General features: G+C 71.2%; 17 protein-coding genes. 10 read left to right on the forward strand and 7 right to left on the reverse strand.

What is annotated here, in order from left to right; genetic code table 11:
- Position 1: 1 nt before the first annotated feature.
- The 4 genes from SD460_RS11060 to SD460_RS11075 are packed head-to-tail and all read left to right on the forward strand — an operon-like array spanning position 2 to position 3,759.
- Positions 2-1,717: an urease subunit alpha gene (locus tag SD460_RS11060; protein ID WP_290055174.1), complete on the forward strand. Its 1,716-nt coding sequence runs from the start codon at positions 2-4 to the stop codon at positions 1,715-1,717.
- Positions 1,717-2,388, forward strand: coding sequence for an urease accessory protein UreF (locus SD460_RS11065; protein ID WP_290055176.1), 672 nt, complete (start codon positions 1,717-1,719; stop codon positions 2,386-2,388). The genes SD460_RS11060 and SD460_RS11065 overlap by 1 nt, the downstream gene beginning before the upstream one ends.
- Entirely contained in the window at positions 2,378-3,067 is a 690-nt protein-coding gene (gene ureG, locus SD460_RS11070) for an urease accessory protein UreG (RefSeq protein ID WP_290055178.1), read from the forward strand. The genes SD460_RS11065 and ureG overlap by 11 nt, the downstream gene beginning before the upstream one ends.
- Complete coding sequence (locus SD460_RS11075; protein ID WP_290055180.1) at positions 3,064-3,759, forward strand: urease accessory protein UreD; 696 nt, start codon at positions 3,064-3,066, stop codon at positions 3,757-3,759. The genes ureG and SD460_RS11075 overlap by 4 nt, the downstream gene beginning before the upstream one ends.
- Here the strand turns inward: SD460_RS11075 and SD460_RS11080 are convergent.
- Together SD460_RS11080 and SD460_RS11085 are read right to left on the reverse strand one after the other, a co-directional pair.
- Complete coding sequence (locus SD460_RS11080; protein ID WP_290055182.1) at positions 3,753-4,094, reverse strand: hypothetical protein; 342 nt, start codon at positions 4,092-4,094, stop codon at positions 3,753-3,755. The genes SD460_RS11075 and SD460_RS11080 overlap by 7 nt on opposite strands.
- 117 nt (positions 4,095-4,211) lie before the next feature.
- The gene (locus SD460_RS11085) at positions 4,212-5,312 is read right to left on the reverse strand and encodes a lipase family protein (protein WP_318306125.1); all 1,101 of its coding nucleotides are present in this window, start codon (positions 5,310-5,312) and stop codon (positions 4,212-4,214) included.
- A gap of 89 nt (positions 5,313-5,401) precedes the next feature.
- On the opposite strand from SD460_RS11085, the gene SD460_RS11090 reads away from it, so the two are divergent.
- A complete protein-coding gene (locus SD460_RS11090; RefSeq protein WP_290055186.1) occupies positions 5,402-6,112 on the forward strand; it encodes a TetR/AcrR family transcriptional regulator in 711 nt (236 codons plus the stop codon).
- 46 nt (positions 6,113-6,158) lie between these two features.
- Here SD460_RS11090 and SD460_RS11095 read toward each other — a convergent pair whose 3' ends face one another.
- On the reverse strand, positions 6,159-7,826 hold the full coding sequence (locus tag SD460_RS11095) for a purine-cytosine permease family protein (RefSeq protein WP_290055188.1): 1,668 nt from the start codon (positions 7,824-7,826) through the stop codon (positions 6,159-6,161).
- Positions 7,827-8,044: 218 nt separating this feature from the next.
- Here SD460_RS11095 and pdxH point away from each other — a divergent pair, with 218 nt between their 5' ends.
- From pdxH to SD460_RS11110, 3 genes are all read left to right on the forward strand, one after another.
- The gene (pdxH, locus tag SD460_RS11100) at positions 8,045-8,722 is read left to right on the forward strand and encodes a pyridoxamine 5'-phosphate oxidase (RefSeq protein WP_290055190.1); all 678 of its coding nucleotides are present in this window, start codon (positions 8,045-8,047) and stop codon (positions 8,720-8,722) included.
- Between the two features lie 164 nt (positions 8,723-8,886).
- Entirely contained in the window at positions 8,887-10,152 is a 1,266-nt protein-coding gene (locus SD460_RS11105) for an MFS transporter (protein WP_290055224.1), read from the forward strand.
- 23 nt (positions 10,153-10,175) lie between these two features.
- Entirely contained in the window at positions 10,176-10,727 is a 552-nt protein-coding gene (locus SD460_RS11110; protein WP_290055191.1) for a DUF3558 family protein, read from the forward strand.
- On the opposite strand, the gene SD460_RS11115 is transcribed toward SD460_RS11110, so the two are convergent.
- From SD460_RS11115 to SD460_RS11130, 4 genes are read right to left on the reverse strand one after another with little or no spacing between them, the layout of a single operon-like run.
- Positions 10,728-11,741 (reverse strand): hypothetical protein, encoded by a 1,014-nt coding sequence (locus SD460_RS11115; RefSeq protein WP_290055193.1) that lies wholly within the window; start codon positions 11,739-11,741, stop codon positions 10,728-10,730.
- 44 nt (positions 11,742-11,785) lie between these two features.
- Positions 11,786-12,619 (reverse strand): MBL fold metallo-hydrolase, encoded by an 834-nt coding sequence (locus tag SD460_RS11120; protein WP_290055195.1) that lies wholly within the window; start codon positions 12,617-12,619, stop codon positions 11,786-11,788.
- Complete coding sequence (locus SD460_RS11125) at positions 12,616-13,452, reverse strand: MBL fold metallo-hydrolase (protein WP_290055197.1); 837 nt, start codon at positions 13,450-13,452, stop codon at positions 12,616-12,618. The genes SD460_RS11120 and SD460_RS11125 overlap by 4 nt, the downstream gene beginning before the upstream one ends.
- Positions 13,452-14,030: a TetR/AcrR family transcriptional regulator gene (locus SD460_RS11130; RefSeq protein ID WP_290055199.1), complete on the reverse strand. Its 579-nt coding sequence runs from the start codon at positions 14,028-14,030 to the stop codon at positions 13,452-13,454. Before SD460_RS11130 ends, SD460_RS11125 begins: the two co-directional genes overlap by 1 nt.
- Positions 14,031-14,097: 67 nt before the next feature.
- On the opposite strand from SD460_RS11130, the gene SD460_RS11135 reads away from it, so the two are divergent.
- Both SD460_RS11135 and SD460_RS11140 read left to right on the forward strand, forming a co-directional pair.
- Complete coding sequence (locus SD460_RS11135; RefSeq protein ID WP_290055201.1) at positions 14,098-15,000, forward strand: aldose 1-epimerase family protein; 903 nt, start codon at positions 14,098-14,100, stop codon at positions 14,998-15,000.
- Positions 15,001-15,052: 52 nt separating this feature from the next.
- Positions 15,053-16,270 (forward strand): amidohydrolase, encoded by a 1,218-nt coding sequence (locus SD460_RS11140; RefSeq protein ID WP_290055203.1) that lies wholly within the window; start codon positions 15,053-15,055, stop codon positions 16,268-16,270.
- Positions 16,271-16,287 lie beyond the last annotated feature (17 nt).

The raw sequence follows: 16,287 nt of genomic DNA on the forward strand, positions 1-16,287 counted from the left end.
AATGCCGCAGATCGACCGCGAGCGCTACGCCGAGCTGTTCGGCCCGACCACCGGCGACCGGATCCGGCTCGCCGACACCGACCTCCTGATCGAGGTCACCGAGGACCGCTCGATGGGCCCCGGCGGCTCCGGCGACGAGGTGCTGTTCGGCGGCGGCAAGGTCATCCGCGAGTCCATGGGCCAGGGCACGGCGACCCGCGCCGAGGGCACCCCCGACCTGGTCATCACCGGCGCGGTGATCCTCGACCACTGGGGTGTCGTCAAGGCCGACGTCGGCGTGCGCGACGGCCGGATCGTCGGCATCGGCAAGGCCGGCAACCCGGACACGATGGACGGCGTCCACCCGGCACTGGTCATCGGGCCGTCGACGGAGGTGTTGTCCGGCAACGGGAAGATCCTCACCGCGGGCGGCATCGACTGCCACGTCCACTTCATCTGCCCGCAGCTCGTCGACACGGCGCTGGCGGCCGGACTGACCACATTGGTCGGTGGCGGTACCGGGCCCAACGAGGGCACGAAAGCCACCACCGTCACGCCCGGCGCGTGGAACCTCGGCCGGATGCTGTCCGCCATGGACGGTTACCCGGTCAACGTCCTGTTGCTGGGCAAGGGGAACACCGTCCGGCACGACGCGCTGCGCGAGCAGCTCGCGGCCGGCGCGGGCGGCTTCAAGCTGCACGAGGACTGGGGCACCACGCCCGCCGCCATCGACGCGTGCCTCACGGTGGCCGACGAAGCCGGTGTCCAGGTCGCGATCCACACCGACACGCTGAACGAGGCCGGGTTCCTGGAGTCCACTGTGGACGCCATCGGCGGCCGCTCGATCAACGCGTACCACACCGAAGGCGCCGGCGGCGGGCACGCGCCGGACATCATCCAGGTCGTCTCGCTGCCGAACGTGCTGCCGTCGTCGACCAACCCGACCCGGCCGCACACCGCCAATACCCTCGACGAGCACCTCGACATGCTGGTGGTCTGCCACCACCTCAACCCGTCGGTGCCCGAAGACCTCGCCTTCGCGGAGAGCCGGATCCGGCCGACCACGATCGCGGCCGAGGACGTCCTGCACGACCTGGGCGCCATTTCGATGATGAGCTCGGATTCGCAGGCGATGGGCCGGATCGGCGAGGTGATCATCCGGACGTGGCAGACCGCGCACGTGATGAAACGCCGTCGTGGCGCGCTGCCCGGCGACGGCGAGGCCGACAACCTGCGCGCACGTCGTTATGTCGCCAAGTACACGATCAACCCGGCCATCGCGCACGGCATGGAGACCGAAATCGGCTCGGTCGAGGTCGGCAAGCTCGCGGATCTCGTGCTGTGGGAGCCGAAGTTCTTCGGCGTCCGCCCGCACGTGGTGCTGAAGGGCGGCTTCCCGGCGTGGGCGGCGATGGGCGACGCGAACGCGTCCATCCCGACGCCGCAGCCGGTCATGGCCCGCCCGATGTTCGGCGCTTCGATCGGGGCGGCGCTGAGCCTGCACTTCGTCGCGCCGTCCGCTTTGGACAGTGGCCTGCGCGAGAAGTTCGGCATCACGAGGCCGCTGGTCGCCGTGTCGAACATGCGCGCGCGGACCAAGGCCGACATGGTGCTCAACGACGCCACGCCGGACGTCCGCGTCGAGCCGGACAGCTTCGCGGTGCACGTCGACGGGGAGCTGATCGAGCCGCAGCCGGTGACGGAGCTGCCCATGGCGCAGCGGTACTTCCTCTTCTGATGGACCTCTCGGCGCTGATCCTCGCGGACTCCCGCTTCCCCGGCGGCGGGCACGTCCACAGTGGCGGGCTGGAGGAGGTCGTCTCCCGCCGGTCGGTGACGTCCGTGCGCGACCTGCCGGGATTCCTTTCCGGACGGTTGCGGACGGCGGGTTACCTGGCGGCCGTCTTCGCTGCTGCTTCGGCACATGCGGCGGTCTCCGGGGGAAATTGGTCCCTTTTGGACAGTGAACTGGACGCGCGCACGCCGTCGCTCGCGCAGCGGGAGGCGTCCCGGGCTCAGGGGCGCGGCACCGCCCGGGCCGGCCGGATCGCGTGGCCGTCTCCCGTCCTGGACGTGTTGCTGAAGGAAGCGCCGCGTCCCCACCACCCGATCGTGCTGGGCGCGCTGGTCGGCATCGCGGGTGGTTCCCCGTACGACGCCGCGATGGCGGTCGCGTACCTGTCGGTGAGCGGTCCGGCGAGCGCGGCCGTGCGGCTGCTGGGGCTGGACCCCTTCGCCGTCAACGCCGTCGTGGCCCGGTTGGACCTGGCTTCGGTTTGTTCCGCGGCGGCCGCTGTGGCGGCAGACGATCCGTCGTCGCTGCCGTCGCCGGGTTCGCCCGCGTTGGATTTGTTCGCCGAGGCGCACGCCCGGCACCACCAGGAAGAGGTGCGTCTCTTTGCCAGCTGAAGGCCACGGCCACGGTCACTTCCACGAGGTCAACTTCGACCCGACGGCCGCCGAACCCGACCACTACGACGCGGCGCCGACGGCGGGCCGCGCGTACCGGATCGGCATCGGCGGCCCGGTCGGCTCCGGCAAGACGGCGCTGACCGCGGCGCTGTGCCGGGCGCTGGGCGACGAAGTGAACCTCGCGGTCGTCACGAACGACATCTACACCACCGAGGACGCGGATTTTCTGCGTCGTGCGGGGGTGCTGGACCCGGCGCGGATCGAGGCGGTGCAGACGGGCGCGTGCCCGCACACGGCGATCCGCGACGACATCACCGCGAACCTGGACGCGGTCGAAAGCCTGGAGGAGAAGTTCCCCGGCCTGGACCTGGTGATCATCGAGAGCGGCGGCGACAACCTGACGGCGGTGTTCAGCCGCGGGCTGGCCGACAGCCAGATCTTCGTGGTCGACGTCGCGGGCGGCGACAAGGTGCCGCGCAAGGGCGGCCCCGGCGTCACGACCGCGGACCTGCTGGTGATCAACAAGATCGACATCGCGCACCTGGTGGGTGCGGACATGAACGTGATGACGTCGGACGCGCACCGGATGCGCGGGGAGCTCCCGGTGATCACGCAGTCCCTTGTGGACACCCCGGACGCCCCCGACGTCGCGGCCTGGGTCCGTTCCCTGCTGTGAAGGCCCACGCCCGGCTGACGGCGTGCTTCGACGGCTCGCGCACGGTGCTGCGCGAGCTGCGTTCGATGGCCCCGCTGACCCTGTTCCCCCGCCGCGCCCGCGGCCCGGCCGCGGTGGTCCACCTGGTCAACTCGGCAACGTCCCCCCTGGGCGGCGACGACCTCCTGCTCACGATCCGGGTGGGCCCGGGCGCGACCCTGCGCTTGTCCGGCGTGGCGGCAACCCTGGCGTTGCCCGGCCTGCACGGCGAGTCGTCTTTGTCCACTGTGGACGTGCTCGTGGAGCCCGGCGGAAGGCTGGAGTACCTGCCGGAGCCGACGGTGATCACCGCTGGTGCGCGGCACACGGCGGTGTTCCGGGCGGAGCTGGCTGCGGACGCGTACCTGCACACGCGGGAGGTGCTGGTGCTCGGGCGGGCGGGGGAGAAGCCGGGCGCGATGACGACGTCGACGTCGGTGACGCGGGGTGGGACGCCGGTGCTGCGCCAGACGCTTGCGATCGGCACGGACCTGGACGGGAGCCTGGCGGTACTGGCCGGCCGCCGAGTGCTGGCCACGGACTTAGTCCTCGGCGGCCCGGACCTCCCGGCGGCATCGGGTGAGTGGTGGTCCCGCACCCCACTCGCGGCGGGCGGCACCCTGACGACTTCCTTGGCCTTCGACGCGGTGACCGCGTTGAAGGTGTTTCACTGAGGCTGGCCGCAGGCCCACTTCCAGGTGGCGTCGCCGTAGGCCTTGGCCGCTGCGTCGGGATCTTTGCCAGGGGCAGGCATCGCCGTTTGGCCGACCAAAGACGGATCGAGCGCTTGCCTCGCCAGCCCGGAGATCGCCAGGGCCGAGCCGGTGGCGCAGAAGTTCTTGGCCGACTCGAACATCTCGTCGTAGGTGTGCGGCGAATTCGGCACGAACCCGGCGGTCTTCATCGCGAACGTCCATTCCGCCTTGGGGTCCGGCGGTGCGTCGCTGCCGCAGCCGGAGACGACCGCGATCGAGACCGCGGCGAGCGCGGACAGGGCGGTGCGGCGCATGGGGTTCCCTCCGTCGGTGATCAACACAGTGGTGTCGCCACCGCGCCGGGATCCGTTACGGCTCACGCGCCGTTCGCCGGGGAAGGCCCCCTGCGCCGTCCCCGGCGAACGGAAGTGTCAGAACTTCGTGCCCAGCCAGGTCATCGCCGCCGGGCCGCCGATCGACACGCCGCCGATGTGCTCCAGGAGCGGGAACTCCTGCCACGTCACCGCCGCGCCGTGGGACTGCCAGCGGTCGCGCAAGCCCGTCCCGACGCTGAACGGGATCAGTTCGTCGAGCGTGCCGTGGTACAGGTACACCGGAGCCTTCGGCGCCGTCGTGCCCAGGTAGTTCTCCGCCAGCCGGGTCTGCCAGCGCGGGTCGTGGATCGGGTCCGGCACCGTCACGAAGTCCCGCAGGTGCGCGAACGGCGCCGCCGCGCCCAGCTCGATCGTGCACGCCTGGGACACCCGGGCCACGGCCTCGCGCCCGCGGTCGTTCAGGATCGACTCGAACGGCACGTCCGGGTAGGCCGCCGCGAAACCCGTGGCCGCGCCCAGGACCAGGCCGAAGGCCGCGCCGCCGTCGTTGGCGCGGAAGACCTCGTTCAGGTCGGCCGGGACGCCGCCCGCCGCGACGCCGACCACCCGGAGCGAAGGCGCGTACGTCGCCTGGAGTTCCGCTGCCCACGCCGCCGCCTGGCCGCCCTGCGAGTAGCCGAACACGCCCACCGGGCCGGACGGGGACAACCCCGCGCCGGGCACCCGGGACGCCGCGCGGGCCGCGTCCAGCACCGCGTGACCCTCGGAGCGGCCGACCGCGTACGTGTGCGTCCCCGGCGTGCCGAGGCCTTCGTAGTCCGTGACGACCACCGCCCAGCCCTGCGACAACGCCTGGGCCAGCAACGCGCTTTCGTTCTCCACGCCCCGGGCCAGCAACGACGAAGGCGCGCACTGGTCGCCGAGGCCGTGGGTGCCCACCGCGTAGGTGACCAGCGGGCGCGGGCCGCCGCGCAGCCACGGCGTCGGCGGGACCAGGAGCGTGCCGGACACCGCGGCGGGCGCGCCGGTCGCCGACGTCGAGCGGTAGACCAGGTGCCACGCCCGGACCGGAGCCGGGAACGGGCCGACGTACACCGTGGTCGGTTGCGCGGAGAGCAACGCGCCCGGATCGGCCTGCGCGGCCGGCGCCGCGGTGGCGAAAAGGAGGGTGACGGCGACCAGTAACCGACGAAGCATCGTTGCCTCCGGCCGTGTGGTAATCGAAGTTTTCACAAGGTAGCCAGCCCGGTAGGATCTGGCAATCCCTCAGAAGGAGGAGACAACCGGTGGCTCGCACGTACGGCGGCGTCGCACCCGAGCAACGCCGCGCCGACCGCCGCGAGCGGCTGCTCACGGCCGGTCTCGAGCTGTTCACCTCCGCCGGCTTCCGGCACACCAAGATCACCGAGGTGTGCGGCCGCGCCGGCGTCTCGACGCGGAACTTCTACGAGGAGTTCACCGGCAAGGAGGACGTGCTCCGCATCCTCCACGACCGGATCAACAGCCTCGCGCTCGAACACGTCACGGCCGCGCTCGACAAGGTCGCCGAGGCCGACGCCATGACCCGCATCGCCACGCTGCTCGACGTCTTCATCGACACGGTCACCGTCGACCCCCGGCTGCCGCGGCTCAACTACGTCGAAGCGGTGGGCGTCAGCGCGGAGCTGGAGGAGCAGCACCAGATCTGGGTCGACCGCTGGGCGACCTTCATCGAAACCGAGGCGCGGCGCGCGGCCGAACACGGCGCCGCGCCCGATCGCGACTACCGGCTGACGGCGATCGCGCTGGTCGGCGCGGCCACCGGCCTGCTGCGCGAGTGGCAGGCGCACGAACCGCCGCTGCCCGTCGGGGAGGTCGGCGCGGAGCTGCGCGCGCTGATGCTGGCAGCCATCATGCGGCCGGAAAAGATCTCGGAAATCGCGGGCAACCCCGCCGCCGCTTCGGACGTGAAGGAGTCGAGCCGGGAGGGGGAACCGGGGGGACGCCGGCCAACGTAGAGGCCCGTCACCTGCAGCGGACGCAGGTGACGGGCCTTTGCGGACTTTACGGGGTGCGGACCGTCGGGAGCCCGAGCGACACCGGTCCCGTCGTCTGGCAGACGTCGTGGCAGGTGGCGTCGAGCGTGCAGCACAGCGAGCAGATCGGGCCGTCCTGCTTCGCGCAGTCGGCGACGTCCGGCAGCTCGTACGGGTCGCCGCAGACCGAGCAGGTGTGCGTCGCGCTCAGGTCCGTGCTCGTGCCCATGACCGTGTTCTCCCGCGCCAGGTAGTACTTGCCCTTCGTCGCGAGGGCGAGCACCGGCACCAGCACGACGGCGATGAGCAGCGCCAGCAGCGGGCTGAACGCGGCCAGGAACGGCCCGAACGCGCCGAAGTACGCCACGATCGACACCGCCGAGGCGACCAGCATCGAGCCGAACCCGACCGGGTTGATCTTGTGCAGGTAGGCCCGCTTGAACTCGATGTAGCGCGGCGAAAGCCCGAGCGGCTTCGCGATCACCAAATCCGCACACACCGCGCCGATCCACGCGATGGCGACGTTCGAGTAGAAGCCGAGGATCTTGTTCAGGAAGCCGAACGCGCCGAACTCCATCAGCGCGAGCGCGATCCCGCAGTTGACCAGCACGTACCAGACGCGGCCGGGGTGCTTGTGCAGCACGCGGGAGAAGAAGTTCGCGAAGGACAGCGAGCCCGAGTACGCGTTCGTCGTGTTGATCTTGATCTGCGAGACGACGACGAACAGCGCGGCGAACGTCAGCGCCACCGGGCCGAGCGCCGGTTTCACCGCTTCGAGGTACGGCGCGATCGGCTCGAGCGCGTGCGTCTTGCCGACGACGCCGAGCGCGAGGAACGCGAGCAGCGCGCCGCCGATCTGCTTTGCGGCGCCGAGGATCACCCAGCCGGGTCCGGCGGCGAGCACCGCGGCCCACCACGACCGCTTGTTCTCGGCCGTCTTCTCCGGCATGAACCGCAGGTAGTCGGCCTGTTCGCCGATCTGCCCGATCAGCGACAGCGCGACGCCCATGCCGAAGCCGAACCCGATCGCGGAGAACCCGGCGCCGGCGCCCTCGGTGCCCGCGAAGTGCGTGAACTCGGCGAACTTGCCCGGCTCGCGGACCAGCACGACGACGAACGGCAGCACCAGCCCGGCGAGCCACAGCGGCTGCGTCCAGGTCTGCATCTTCGCGACCGCGCCCATGCCGTAGAGCGCGAACGGCAGCACGATCAGCGTGGCGAGCAGGTAGCCGATCGGCAGCGGGATGCCGAGGGCGAGCTCGAACGCCTGGCCCATGATCGAGCCTTCGAGCGAGAAGAAGATGACGGTGAAGCTCGCGTAGACGAGCGACGTCAGCGTCGACCCGAAGTAGCCGAAGCCGGCCCCGCGGGTCAGCAGGTCCATGTCCACTCCGGACTTCGCGCAGGCGGCCGCGATGGGCACGCCGGTCACGAAGATCACGACGGCGGCGGCGAGGATCGCCAGCACCCCGGACGTGAAGCCGTAGGAAAGGACGATGCTGGCGCCGATCGCGAAGTCGGCGAGGTAGGCGATGCCGCCCAGCGCCGTCGTCGCGACCACGAACGGTGACCATTTCCGGAACGAATGAGCGGCGAAGCGCAGTGAGTAGTCCTCGCGGTTTTCGTTGGCCGCGAGCGGGGCGTATCGGCGTTTCGGCGGGGCGCTTTCTTCGGCGCTGGACAGGGTCTCGGTCATGCCTGCCTCCGGGGTGGTGGGGAACGGGCCGAAGGTAGGTGCGTCCTGTATCGATCCTGGTCCGGCGGGTAACGCGGGGGTTACGGCTTGTTGTCCTGCGGTTACGGGCTGGTGGTGGCGGGTGTCACCGTTCAGTGGGTTCCGCTGCAGCTCGTGAGGCCTTAACGTGCCTAGAGCCGAAGTCGACTGATGCCCCGACCGGGCGTGGAGGTTTGGCCATGATGCCGGGAATCGAGGACCAGGTGGAAGACGCCGTAGTACGGCTTCCGGGAATGCGGGTGGCCTACGACGGCGCCGCGTTCGACGAATCCGCGCTCGCCGCCACCTGGACCGACCAGTTGCAGGGCTGGCTGAACCAGGCCGTCGCCGCCGGCATCGCCGAACCGAACGCGATGGTCCTCGCGACGGCGGACGCCGAAGGCCGCCCCTCGTCGCGCACCGTGTTGTGCAAGGGCCTCGACGACCGCGGCGTCGTGTTCTACACGAACTACACCTCGACCAAGAGCCACGACCTGACGGCGACCCGGTACGCGTCGGTCACCTTCCCCTGGTACCCGCTGCAGCGCCAGGTCCACGTCCGCGGCGAGGTGGAGAAGGTCGGCACGAAGGAGACGGCGGAGTACTGGGCGAAGCGCCCGCGCGGTTCGCAGCTGGGGGCGTGGGCGTCCCCGCAGTCCCGGGTGGTCGACGGACGGCGTGCGCTGGACAACGCGTTGAGTGGCATCGAGCGCCGGTTCGCGGATGTGGAGCACATCCCGGCGCCCCCGCACTGGGGCGGCTGGCGGATCCGGCCGGATCTGGTGGAGTTCTGGCAGGGCCGGGAGGACCGGATGCACGACCGGCTGCGGTACGTGCGGACCGATGACGGGTGGCAGGTCGAGCGCGTCGCCCCCTGATCTCAAGCGCCCCAATGTGGCGTTCGGTGCGTTGGACGCACCCAACGCCACATTGGGGCGCTCGAGCCGGCCCGCCCGATCCCGATCGTGGGCGAGGTAAATCACCTGCGGGAAGATAGTTAGCCGAGCTAAGCTCGTTTGTTGTGACTGGTGAACCGGGGACCATGCCGCCCCGCTCGGGTGTGCGCAAGATCCTCGGACGCATCATCGTCGACACCCGGCCGCTGAAGATCCCGGCTTTCCGGCGGCTGTGGCTGTCCACTGTGGTCACCGCCATCGGTACGCAGCTGACCGCCGTCGCCGTGCCGAAGCAGATCTTCGACCTCACCGGGTCCTCCGCCTACGTCGGGCTGACCGGGCTCGTCGCGCTCGTGCCGCTGCTGGTCTTCGGGCTCTGGGGCGGGGCCGTCGCCGATGCCGTCGATCGGCGGAAGCTGCTCTTCGTCACCAACGTCGGTGTCGCGATCACCTCCGCGCTGCTCTGGCTGCAGGCGTTCGCGAACTTCGGGTCCGTCTGGCTGGTGCTCGGCCTGCTCGCGATCAACCAGGCGTTCTTCGCGATCAACATGCCGACGCGCGGCGCCGTCGTCGCCCGGCTCGTGCCCGCCGAGCTGCTGCCGTCGGCGAACGCGCTGAACACCACCATGTCGACCTTCGGCGCGGTCTTCGGCCCGCTGTTCGCCGGCGCGCTGATCCCGGTCATCGGCCTCTCCACGCTCTACCTGATCGACGTCGTCGCCCTCGTGATCACGCTCCTCGCCGTCTGGCGGCTGCCGTCGATCCCGCCGCTCAACGGGCCGTCGCGGCGCGCCGGGCTCGGCGACGTCGTCGACGGCTTCAAGTACCTCGCCGGGCAGAAGATCCTGCTGGCGTCCTTCGTCGCCGACATCATCGCGATGGTCTTCGGCATGCCGCGGGCGCTGATCCCGGAGATGGCCGAGCGCACGTTCGGCGATCCGCCCGGCGGCGGCCCCGCGCTCGGCTGGCTCTACGCCGCCCTGCCGCTGGGCGCCATGCTGATCGGCCTGTTCAGCGGCTGGCTGACGCGCATCCACCGCCAGGGCGTCGCGGTGGTCGTGTCGATCTGCGCGTGGGGTGCGGCGGTCGCCGGGTTCGGGCTCGCGCACTCGCTGTGGCTCGCCGTCGTGTTCATGGCGCTGGCCGGGGCCGCGGACATGGTCAGCGCGGTCTACCGGATGGCGATCCTGCAGGTCGCGACCACCGACGAGATGCGGGGACGGCTCCAGGGCGTCTTCACCGTCGTGGTCGCGGGCGGCCCGCGCATCGCCGACCTCACCCACGGCTGGGGCGCCGCCGCGTTCGGCACGACGGCGGCCGCGACCGGCGGCGGCCTGCTGGTCATCGTGCTGGTCTGCGCCGCCATGTTCGTGCTCCCGGCGTTCTGGCGGTACCGGGCTCCGGCGGGGTAGTCCGTCCGGGCTAGGGTGCGGACATGCGTACCTTCGCCGTCGTTTTGGTCGCTTTTGCCGCTTTGACTGCCTGCTCCTCGGGGGACAAACCCACCACGGCGACGTCGTCGCCCGCGGCCCCGAAGCCGTCGCCGAGCGCGAACGCCGCGGCCGCGTCGCTGGACCCGTGCAAGCTGCTGCCCGCCGCGGCCGTGTCGAAGGCGCTGTTCCTGGACAACCTCACGGCGGTCCCGGGTCCGGTGCAGGACAACGCGGCCAACGGCGGCAAGGCCCGCAGCTGCGAGTACCAGCTGGACGGCAAGGCCGCCGGCGCGCTCGCGGTGACCCGCTACGAGGGCAAGCAGGGCAAGCCCGCCGAGATGGTGGCGTCGATCAAGAAGGCCAAGCCGGGCGCGAAGGACGTCGCCGGTTTCGCGGACGGCGCGATCTACTACGTCGACGAGCAGAAGACGGCCACCCTCGCCACGGCCGAGCTCGTCGGGGGCACGCCGGTGCTGGTCAACTACACCGGCCCGGCGAAGATGACGCCGGAGCAGATGGCGCCGCTGGTCAAGCAGGCCGTCGACGCCAGCTGATCAGGCCCAGCCGACGAGCTGCCGCTCCGACAGCGTGCCGGCGGCCGGCAGCTGCGGGAACGCGGGCCGCGCGACGGCGCCCGGCGTGGTCGGCGACGAGAACCACTCGCCCTTGCCGGTTTCGTAGAGCACCGTCGCCTTGTCCGGGGCGGCCGCGGTCTTGGCGATCATCGGCTCGGACCGGTCGACGAGCTTGGTCAGCTGCGGGGTGTCGCCGTCGAGGTGCAGCCGCAGCAGGACGCCGTGCTCGTCGGAGCCGGTGACCGAAGACAGCAGCACCGTCGTCGCGTCGAGCGCGGTGACGAAGTTGTAGGTGGCGCCCGGGTCTTCGTAGACCGCGTAGGCGATCGCACCCGCCGAGTCGGTCAGGTACGACAGCTCGCCGGCGTGCCGGACATCGCGCCAGGTCAGCACCTCGCCGCGCGGACCGAGCCACCAGTCCCGGACGTGCTGGTCGAAGTGGCCGTTCGGCACGATTTCCGCTTCCTTCACCGGCGTCCCCGGCTGCTCGTAGCCGACGGAGTAGACGGCCTCGCCGTCGTCGAAGAACAGCTTCGCCCCGGCGGGGCCGAACCGCGGGTTCTCGAACCGCGACGCCTTGTCGCTCATCGTCCGCTCCGGCGCGGGGACGGTGAAGGTCCGCTCGTAGCGCCGGTCGGCGGCGTTCAGCCGGAACACGTCGACGCCTTCGCCGGTCTCGAGCGTGGCGTACTGCCCGTCGGGCGAGACGACGTCGAGCTTGGTGGCCGGCCCGCTGAAGCGGTGCAGCGAGGTGTCCCGGCCGGGCAGCGGGAGGACCGTCTTGGCCGCGCCGGTGGCCGGGTCGGCGAAGACGATTTCGTCCAGGCCGGTTTCGCCCTGGTGCTGCAGCAGCACGACACCCGAGAGGTCGAGCGGCGCCGCTTCCGCCGCCACGGCTTCGGCCGGCGCCGGGGCCGGGTCGCTCCCGCACGCCGTCGCCAGCGCGGCCACCGCGCCGAGCAGAGCCACGCGCCACCGGATCTTCGCCACCATCCGAACCCCCTTGTCGTCGTCGGGGGTTCAGATGGCGCGGAAGATCAAACGGTTCCGCGGCGCAGCGCGGCCAGTTCGACCGGGCTGTGCGCCGAGAACACCTTGACCTCGTCGGGGTGGTCCCGCGCCAGCTCGTGCAGCCGCGCCAGGTTCTCCAGCCGCGGCCCGCGCAGGGTCTGGACGAGGTTCTGGAACACCGTCAGCCCCGGCGGGCAGTGCGGCGCGACCGGGTCGAGCTGGCCGTGGAAGAAGTACGCGTCGCCCGCGTGCAGGAGCCAGCCGTCGCCGGTGTCGACCGCGACGCCCGTGTGGCCGCGCGTGTGGCCGGTGAGCGGGACCAGCAGGATCTCCGCCGGCAGCCCCTTCAGCGAGCGGACCGCTTCGAAGCCGAACCACGGCTCGCCCGCCTCGTCGTAGGTGCTCCACCGCGGGCTGTGCGCGAACTGGGCCGCCCGGTAGCGGTTCTTCTCCGCCGCGTTCGCCGGCGCCGTCGCCGCGCGGTGCTCCTCGGCGCGGACGTGCACGACGGCGTTCGGGAAGTCGGCCAGCCCGCCCGCGTGGTCGACGTCGAGGTGGGTCATCACGATGTGGCGGACGTCGGCCGGGTCGAGGCCGAGGGCCTTGATCTGCGCGACCGCCGTTTCGGCGGCCACCGGCTTGGCGCCGACCAGCGTCAGGAACGGCCGGCCCAGCCATTCGCCGGGGCGGGCCACGCCCTCGCGGCCGAAACCGGTGTCGACCAGCACCAGGCCGTCGCCGGTTTCGATCAGCAGGCAGTGGGCGACCAGCTCCGCCCGGCGCAGCAGGCCCGGCTCGCCGTCGAGCAGCTTGCCGCCCGCCGGGCGCATCGATCCGCAGTTCAGGTGGTGCACCTTCATACGCTGCTCCTGGTGCTCAGCCGGAGGAACTCGGTCTCGTCGTGCGCGGCGAAGACGGTGACCTCGTCGCCGTGCTCCTGAACAAGCTGGCGCAGGCGGCGGTGATTGTCCAGCCGGGCGCGCTTGACCGTCTCCATGTGGCCCTCGAACCACTTGAGGCCGGGCGGGCAGCTCGGCGCGGCCGGGTCGACCTGGCCGTGGAAGAAGTAGGAGTCGCCGGCGTTGAGCAGCCAGCCGCTGCCGGTGTCGACGGCGACGCCGGCGTGCCCGCGCGTGTGCCCGGAGAGCGGGACCAGCAGGACCTCGGGGCCGACGCCGTCGAGCGGCCGGACGGCGTCGAAGCCGAACCACGGCTCGCCGGTGTCCGCATAGGACGTCCATTGTGGACCATGCGCGAACTGGATCCGGCGGTAGCGGCCGCGTTCGGCGGCGTCACGCGGTTCGGTGAAGGCGCGCAGCTCCTCGGCGTAGACGTGCACGCGTGCCCACGGGAAGTCGATCAGCCCGCCGGCGTGGTCGAGGTCGAGGTGGGTCAGCACGATGTCGCGGACGTCCGCCGGGTCGAACCCGAGCGCGCGGATCTGCGCGATCGCGGTCTGCGTCGGGTCCGCGACGGGATTGGACTGGCGGACGAACCCGGCGCCGAGCCACGCGGTGCGGTCGACCGCGGCCGGTGTGCCCATGCCGGTTTCGACGAGCACGAGCCCGGTGTCCGTCTCCAGTAGCAGGCAGTGGCAGACCATGGTGGCGCGCCGGAACAAACCCGGCCTGCCGTCGATCAGCCCGCCGCCGAGGGGGCGCATGGTGCCGCAGTTGAGGTGGTGGACGCGCATCAGGCGAACTCCCGGTCGAGGGTGGTGTGCAGGTGGGTGGCGACGGCGCGCAGCGGCGCGACGTCACGGCGGGTGCGGGCCAGCAGCAGCCCGCCTTCGATCGCGGCGAGCACGACGGTGGCCAGCTCGTCCGCGCGCTCGGCCGAAAGGCCTTGCGCGGCCAGATAATCGGTGAAGATCGCGTGCCACGACGCGTAACCGTCCACACAGGCTTCGCGGATGGGCTCGCTCGCCGCGGCGGCGTCCAACGCGACCGTCGCGAGTGGACAGCCGCGCTGGAAGTCGGACTGGGTGAGAAAACTCGCCAGCGCGTCGATCGCCCGGGTGATCGCGGTCGGCGCGTCGGGCGCGTCCCGGAGGATCGCTTCGAGCACCGCACCGGTGCGCTCGCCCGACAGCCGGACGGCCTCGGCGGCGAGCTGTTCCTTGCCGCCGGGGAAGTGGAAGTACAGCGAACCCTTCGGGGCGCCGCCCGCCGTCGTCAGCTGGGTGAGGCCGGTGGCGTGGTAGCCCTGGGTCTGGAACAGGTCGGCGGCGGTGTCGAGCATGCGCTGCCGGGTGTCGGTGCGACGGACCATGGCACTGACCGTAGCGCAAACTATGACGACCGGTCTAGTTAGTTCGCAGATCGGTAAGGTCGTGCCCATGGGCAACCCGACCGGTCAGCAGTTCGAGATCACCCGCGGCAACGCACGAGCCGTCGTCACCGAGATCGGCGCCGGGCTGCGCGCGTTCGAGGTCGGCGGCGTGCCGTACGTCGAGGAGTTCGGCGAAGACGAGAAGCCGCCGAAGGGCGCCGGGCAGGTCCTGCTGCCGTGGCCGAACCGGACCAAGGCCGGGAAGTGGACGTTCCAGGGCGAAGAGCAGCAGCTCGAGATCACCGAGGAGGCGCGCGGCAACGCCATCCACGGCCTGACCCGCCACCTCGAGTGGGAGCTGCTGGAGCACGCCGAGTCGTCGATCACCCTGGCTGTCGACGTCGAGGCGCAGCCGGGCTGGCCGGTGCCGCTGCGCGCGACGGTGACGTACGAGCTGGCGCCGCGCGAGCTGACCGTGACGCACGAGATCCGCAACGAGGGCGAGCAGCCGATCGGCGTCGGCGTCGGCACGCACCCGTACTTCCGGATCGGCGACGTCCCGACCGACGAGCTGACCCTGACCCTGCCGGCGAGCCGGGTGCGCCCGTACCTGGGCGACGAGCAGATGCCGTACGCGCCGGAGCGGGACGTCGAGGGAACGGAGTACGACTTCCGCGCCGGGCGGGTGCTGGCCGGTGTCGACCTGGACACGGCGTTCGGCTCGCTGTCCGCTTCGGACGGTGAGCACCAGTTCGTCCTGTCCCACGAAGACCGGCAGCTGGTCGTCTGGACCGGCCCCGACTTCCGCTGGGCGCAGGTCTTCACCCCGGACGACCTGGTCGGCCGCGGCCGCGCCGTCGCGATCGAGCCGATGACCTGCCCGGCGGACGCGCTGAACACGGGCACCGACCTGATCGAGCTGGAGCCGTCGGCGTCGTGGACGGGCAGCTGGGGCATCCGCGTCCGGTGAGCCGGCGGGGTCGGGTGCGCGCGTCCGGACGAGTTCGTTAGCGTGGCGAACTATGGCGAAGGCAATTGTCGGGGGCTACGTCGTCCCCATCGACGGTGAACCCATCGACGGCGGCACGGTCCTCATCGACGGCGGCAAGATCGTCGCGATCGGTGCCGAGGCCGACGTCGACATCCCGGAAGACGCCGAGCTCGTCGACGCGGCGGGCACCTGGGTGCTGCCCGGCTTCATCGACGCGCACGCGCACCTGGGCGTCCACGAGGACGGCGAGGGCTGGGCCGGCAACGACACCAACGAGATGACCGACCCGAACGGCGCCCGCTTCCGCGCGATCGACGGCATCGACCCGTACGAACCGGGCTTCGACGACGCGCTGGCCGGCGGCGTCACGAGCGTCGTCATCAAGCCGGGGTCGGGCAACCCGATCGGCGGCCAGACCATCGGCGTCAAGACCTGGGGCCGCAGCATCCTCGACATGATCTTCGCGGAGCACGTCAGCGTGAAGAGTGCGCTCGGCGAGAACCCGAAGCGCGTCTACGGCGACAAGAAGCAGACGCCGTCGACGCGGCTGGGCGTCGCGGCGATCCTGCGCGAGGCCTTCACCAAGGCCCGCAACTACCAGGCCAAGCGCGCGCACGCCGAGTCCGAGGGCAAGCCCCACGAGGTCGACCTCACGATGGAGACGCTGTCGAAGGTCCTCGACGGCGAGCTGTACTGGGACCAGCACGTCCACCGCGCGGACGACATCGTCACGGCGCTGCGGCTGGCCGACGAGTTCGGCTACAAGCTGGTCATCAACCACGGCACCGAGGGTCACCTGATCGCGGACCTGCTGGCCGAGCGGGACGTGCCCGTGATCCTGGGCCCGCTGTTCACCACGAAGTCCAAGGTGGAGCTGCGCAACCGCACCCTGCGTTCGGCGGGCATCCTGGCCCGCGCGGGCGTCCGGATCGCGATCACGACCGACCACCCGGTGATCCCGATCAACTTCCTCGTCTACCAGGCGGCCCTGGCGGTCAAGGACGGCCTCGACCCGGCGACGGCGCTGCGTTCGCTGACCGTCAACCCGGCGTCGATGCTGGGCCTGGACGGCCAGATCGGGTCGCTGAAGCCGGGCCTGGACGCGGACGTGGTCCTGTGGAGCGGCGACCCGCTCGACGTGATGAACCGAGCGCTGCGCGTCTTCGTCCGCGGCGACGAGGTGTACCACTTCGACGAGCAGCTGGGCGAGGGCGTCTCGAAGGACCGCAGGTACCGCGAGACCCGCTGAGTTTCGGGCGGCACGCC

Origin of the sequence: Amycolatopsis solani (assembly GCF_033441515.1) — a bacterium.
Classification (GTDB): Bacteria; Actinomycetota; Actinomycetes; order Mycobacteriales; family Pseudonocardiaceae; genus Amycolatopsis; species Amycolatopsis solani.

Coding starts and splice junctions, on each gene's coding strand:
- SD460_RS11105 (WP_290055224.1), top strand. CDS start 8,887: ATGCCGCCCCGCTCGGGTGTGCGCAAGATCCTCGGACGCATCATCGTC.
- SD460_RS11130 (WP_290055199.1), bottom strand. CDS start 14,030: ATGGTCCGTCGCACCGACACCCGGCAGCGCATGCTCGACACCGCCGCC.
- SD460_RS11120 (WP_290055195.1), bottom strand. CDS start 12,619: ATGAAGGTGCACCACCTGAACTGCGGATCGATGCGCCCGGCGGGCGGC.
- SD460_RS11140 (WP_290055203.1), top strand. CDS start 15,053: ATGGCGAAGGCAATTGTCGGGGGCTACGTCGTCCCCATCGACGGTGAA.
- SD460_RS11060 (WP_290055174.1), top strand. CDS start 2: ATGCCGCAGATCGACCGCGAGCGCTACGCCGAGCTGTTCGGCCCGACC.
- SD460_RS11135 (WP_290055201.1), top strand. CDS start 14,098: ATGGGCAACCCGACCGGTCAGCAGTTCGAGATCACCCGCGGCAACGCA.
- pdxH (WP_290055190.1), top strand. CDS start 8,045: ATGATGCCGGGAATCGAGGACCAGGTGGAAGACGCCGTAGTACGGCTT.
- SD460_RS11095 (WP_290055188.1), bottom strand. CDS start 7,826: ATGACCGAGACCCTGTCCAGCGCCGAAGAAAGCGCCCCGCCGAAACGC.
- SD460_RS11115 (WP_290055193.1), bottom strand. CDS start 11,741: ATGGTGGCGAAGATCCGGTGGCGCGTGGCTCTGCTCGGCGCGGTGGCC.
- SD460_RS11080 (WP_290055182.1), bottom strand. CDS start 4,094: ATGCGCCGCACCGCCCTGTCCGCGCTCGCCGCGGTCTCGATCGCGGTC.
- SD460_RS11110 (WP_290055191.1), top strand. CDS start 10,176: ATGCGTACCTTCGCCGTCGTTTTGGTCGCTTTTGCCGCTTTGACTGCC.
- SD460_RS11085 (WP_318306125.1), bottom strand. CDS start 5,312: ATGCTTCGTCGGTTACTGGTCGCCGTCACCCTCCTTTTCGCCACCGCG.
- SD460_RS11065 (WP_290055176.1), top strand. CDS start 1,717: ATGGACCTCTCGGCGCTGATCCTCGCGGACTCCCGCTTCCCCGGCGGC.
- SD460_RS11125 (WP_290055197.1), bottom strand. CDS start 13,452: ATGCGCGTCCACCACCTCAACTGCGGCACCATGCGCCCCCTCGGCGGC.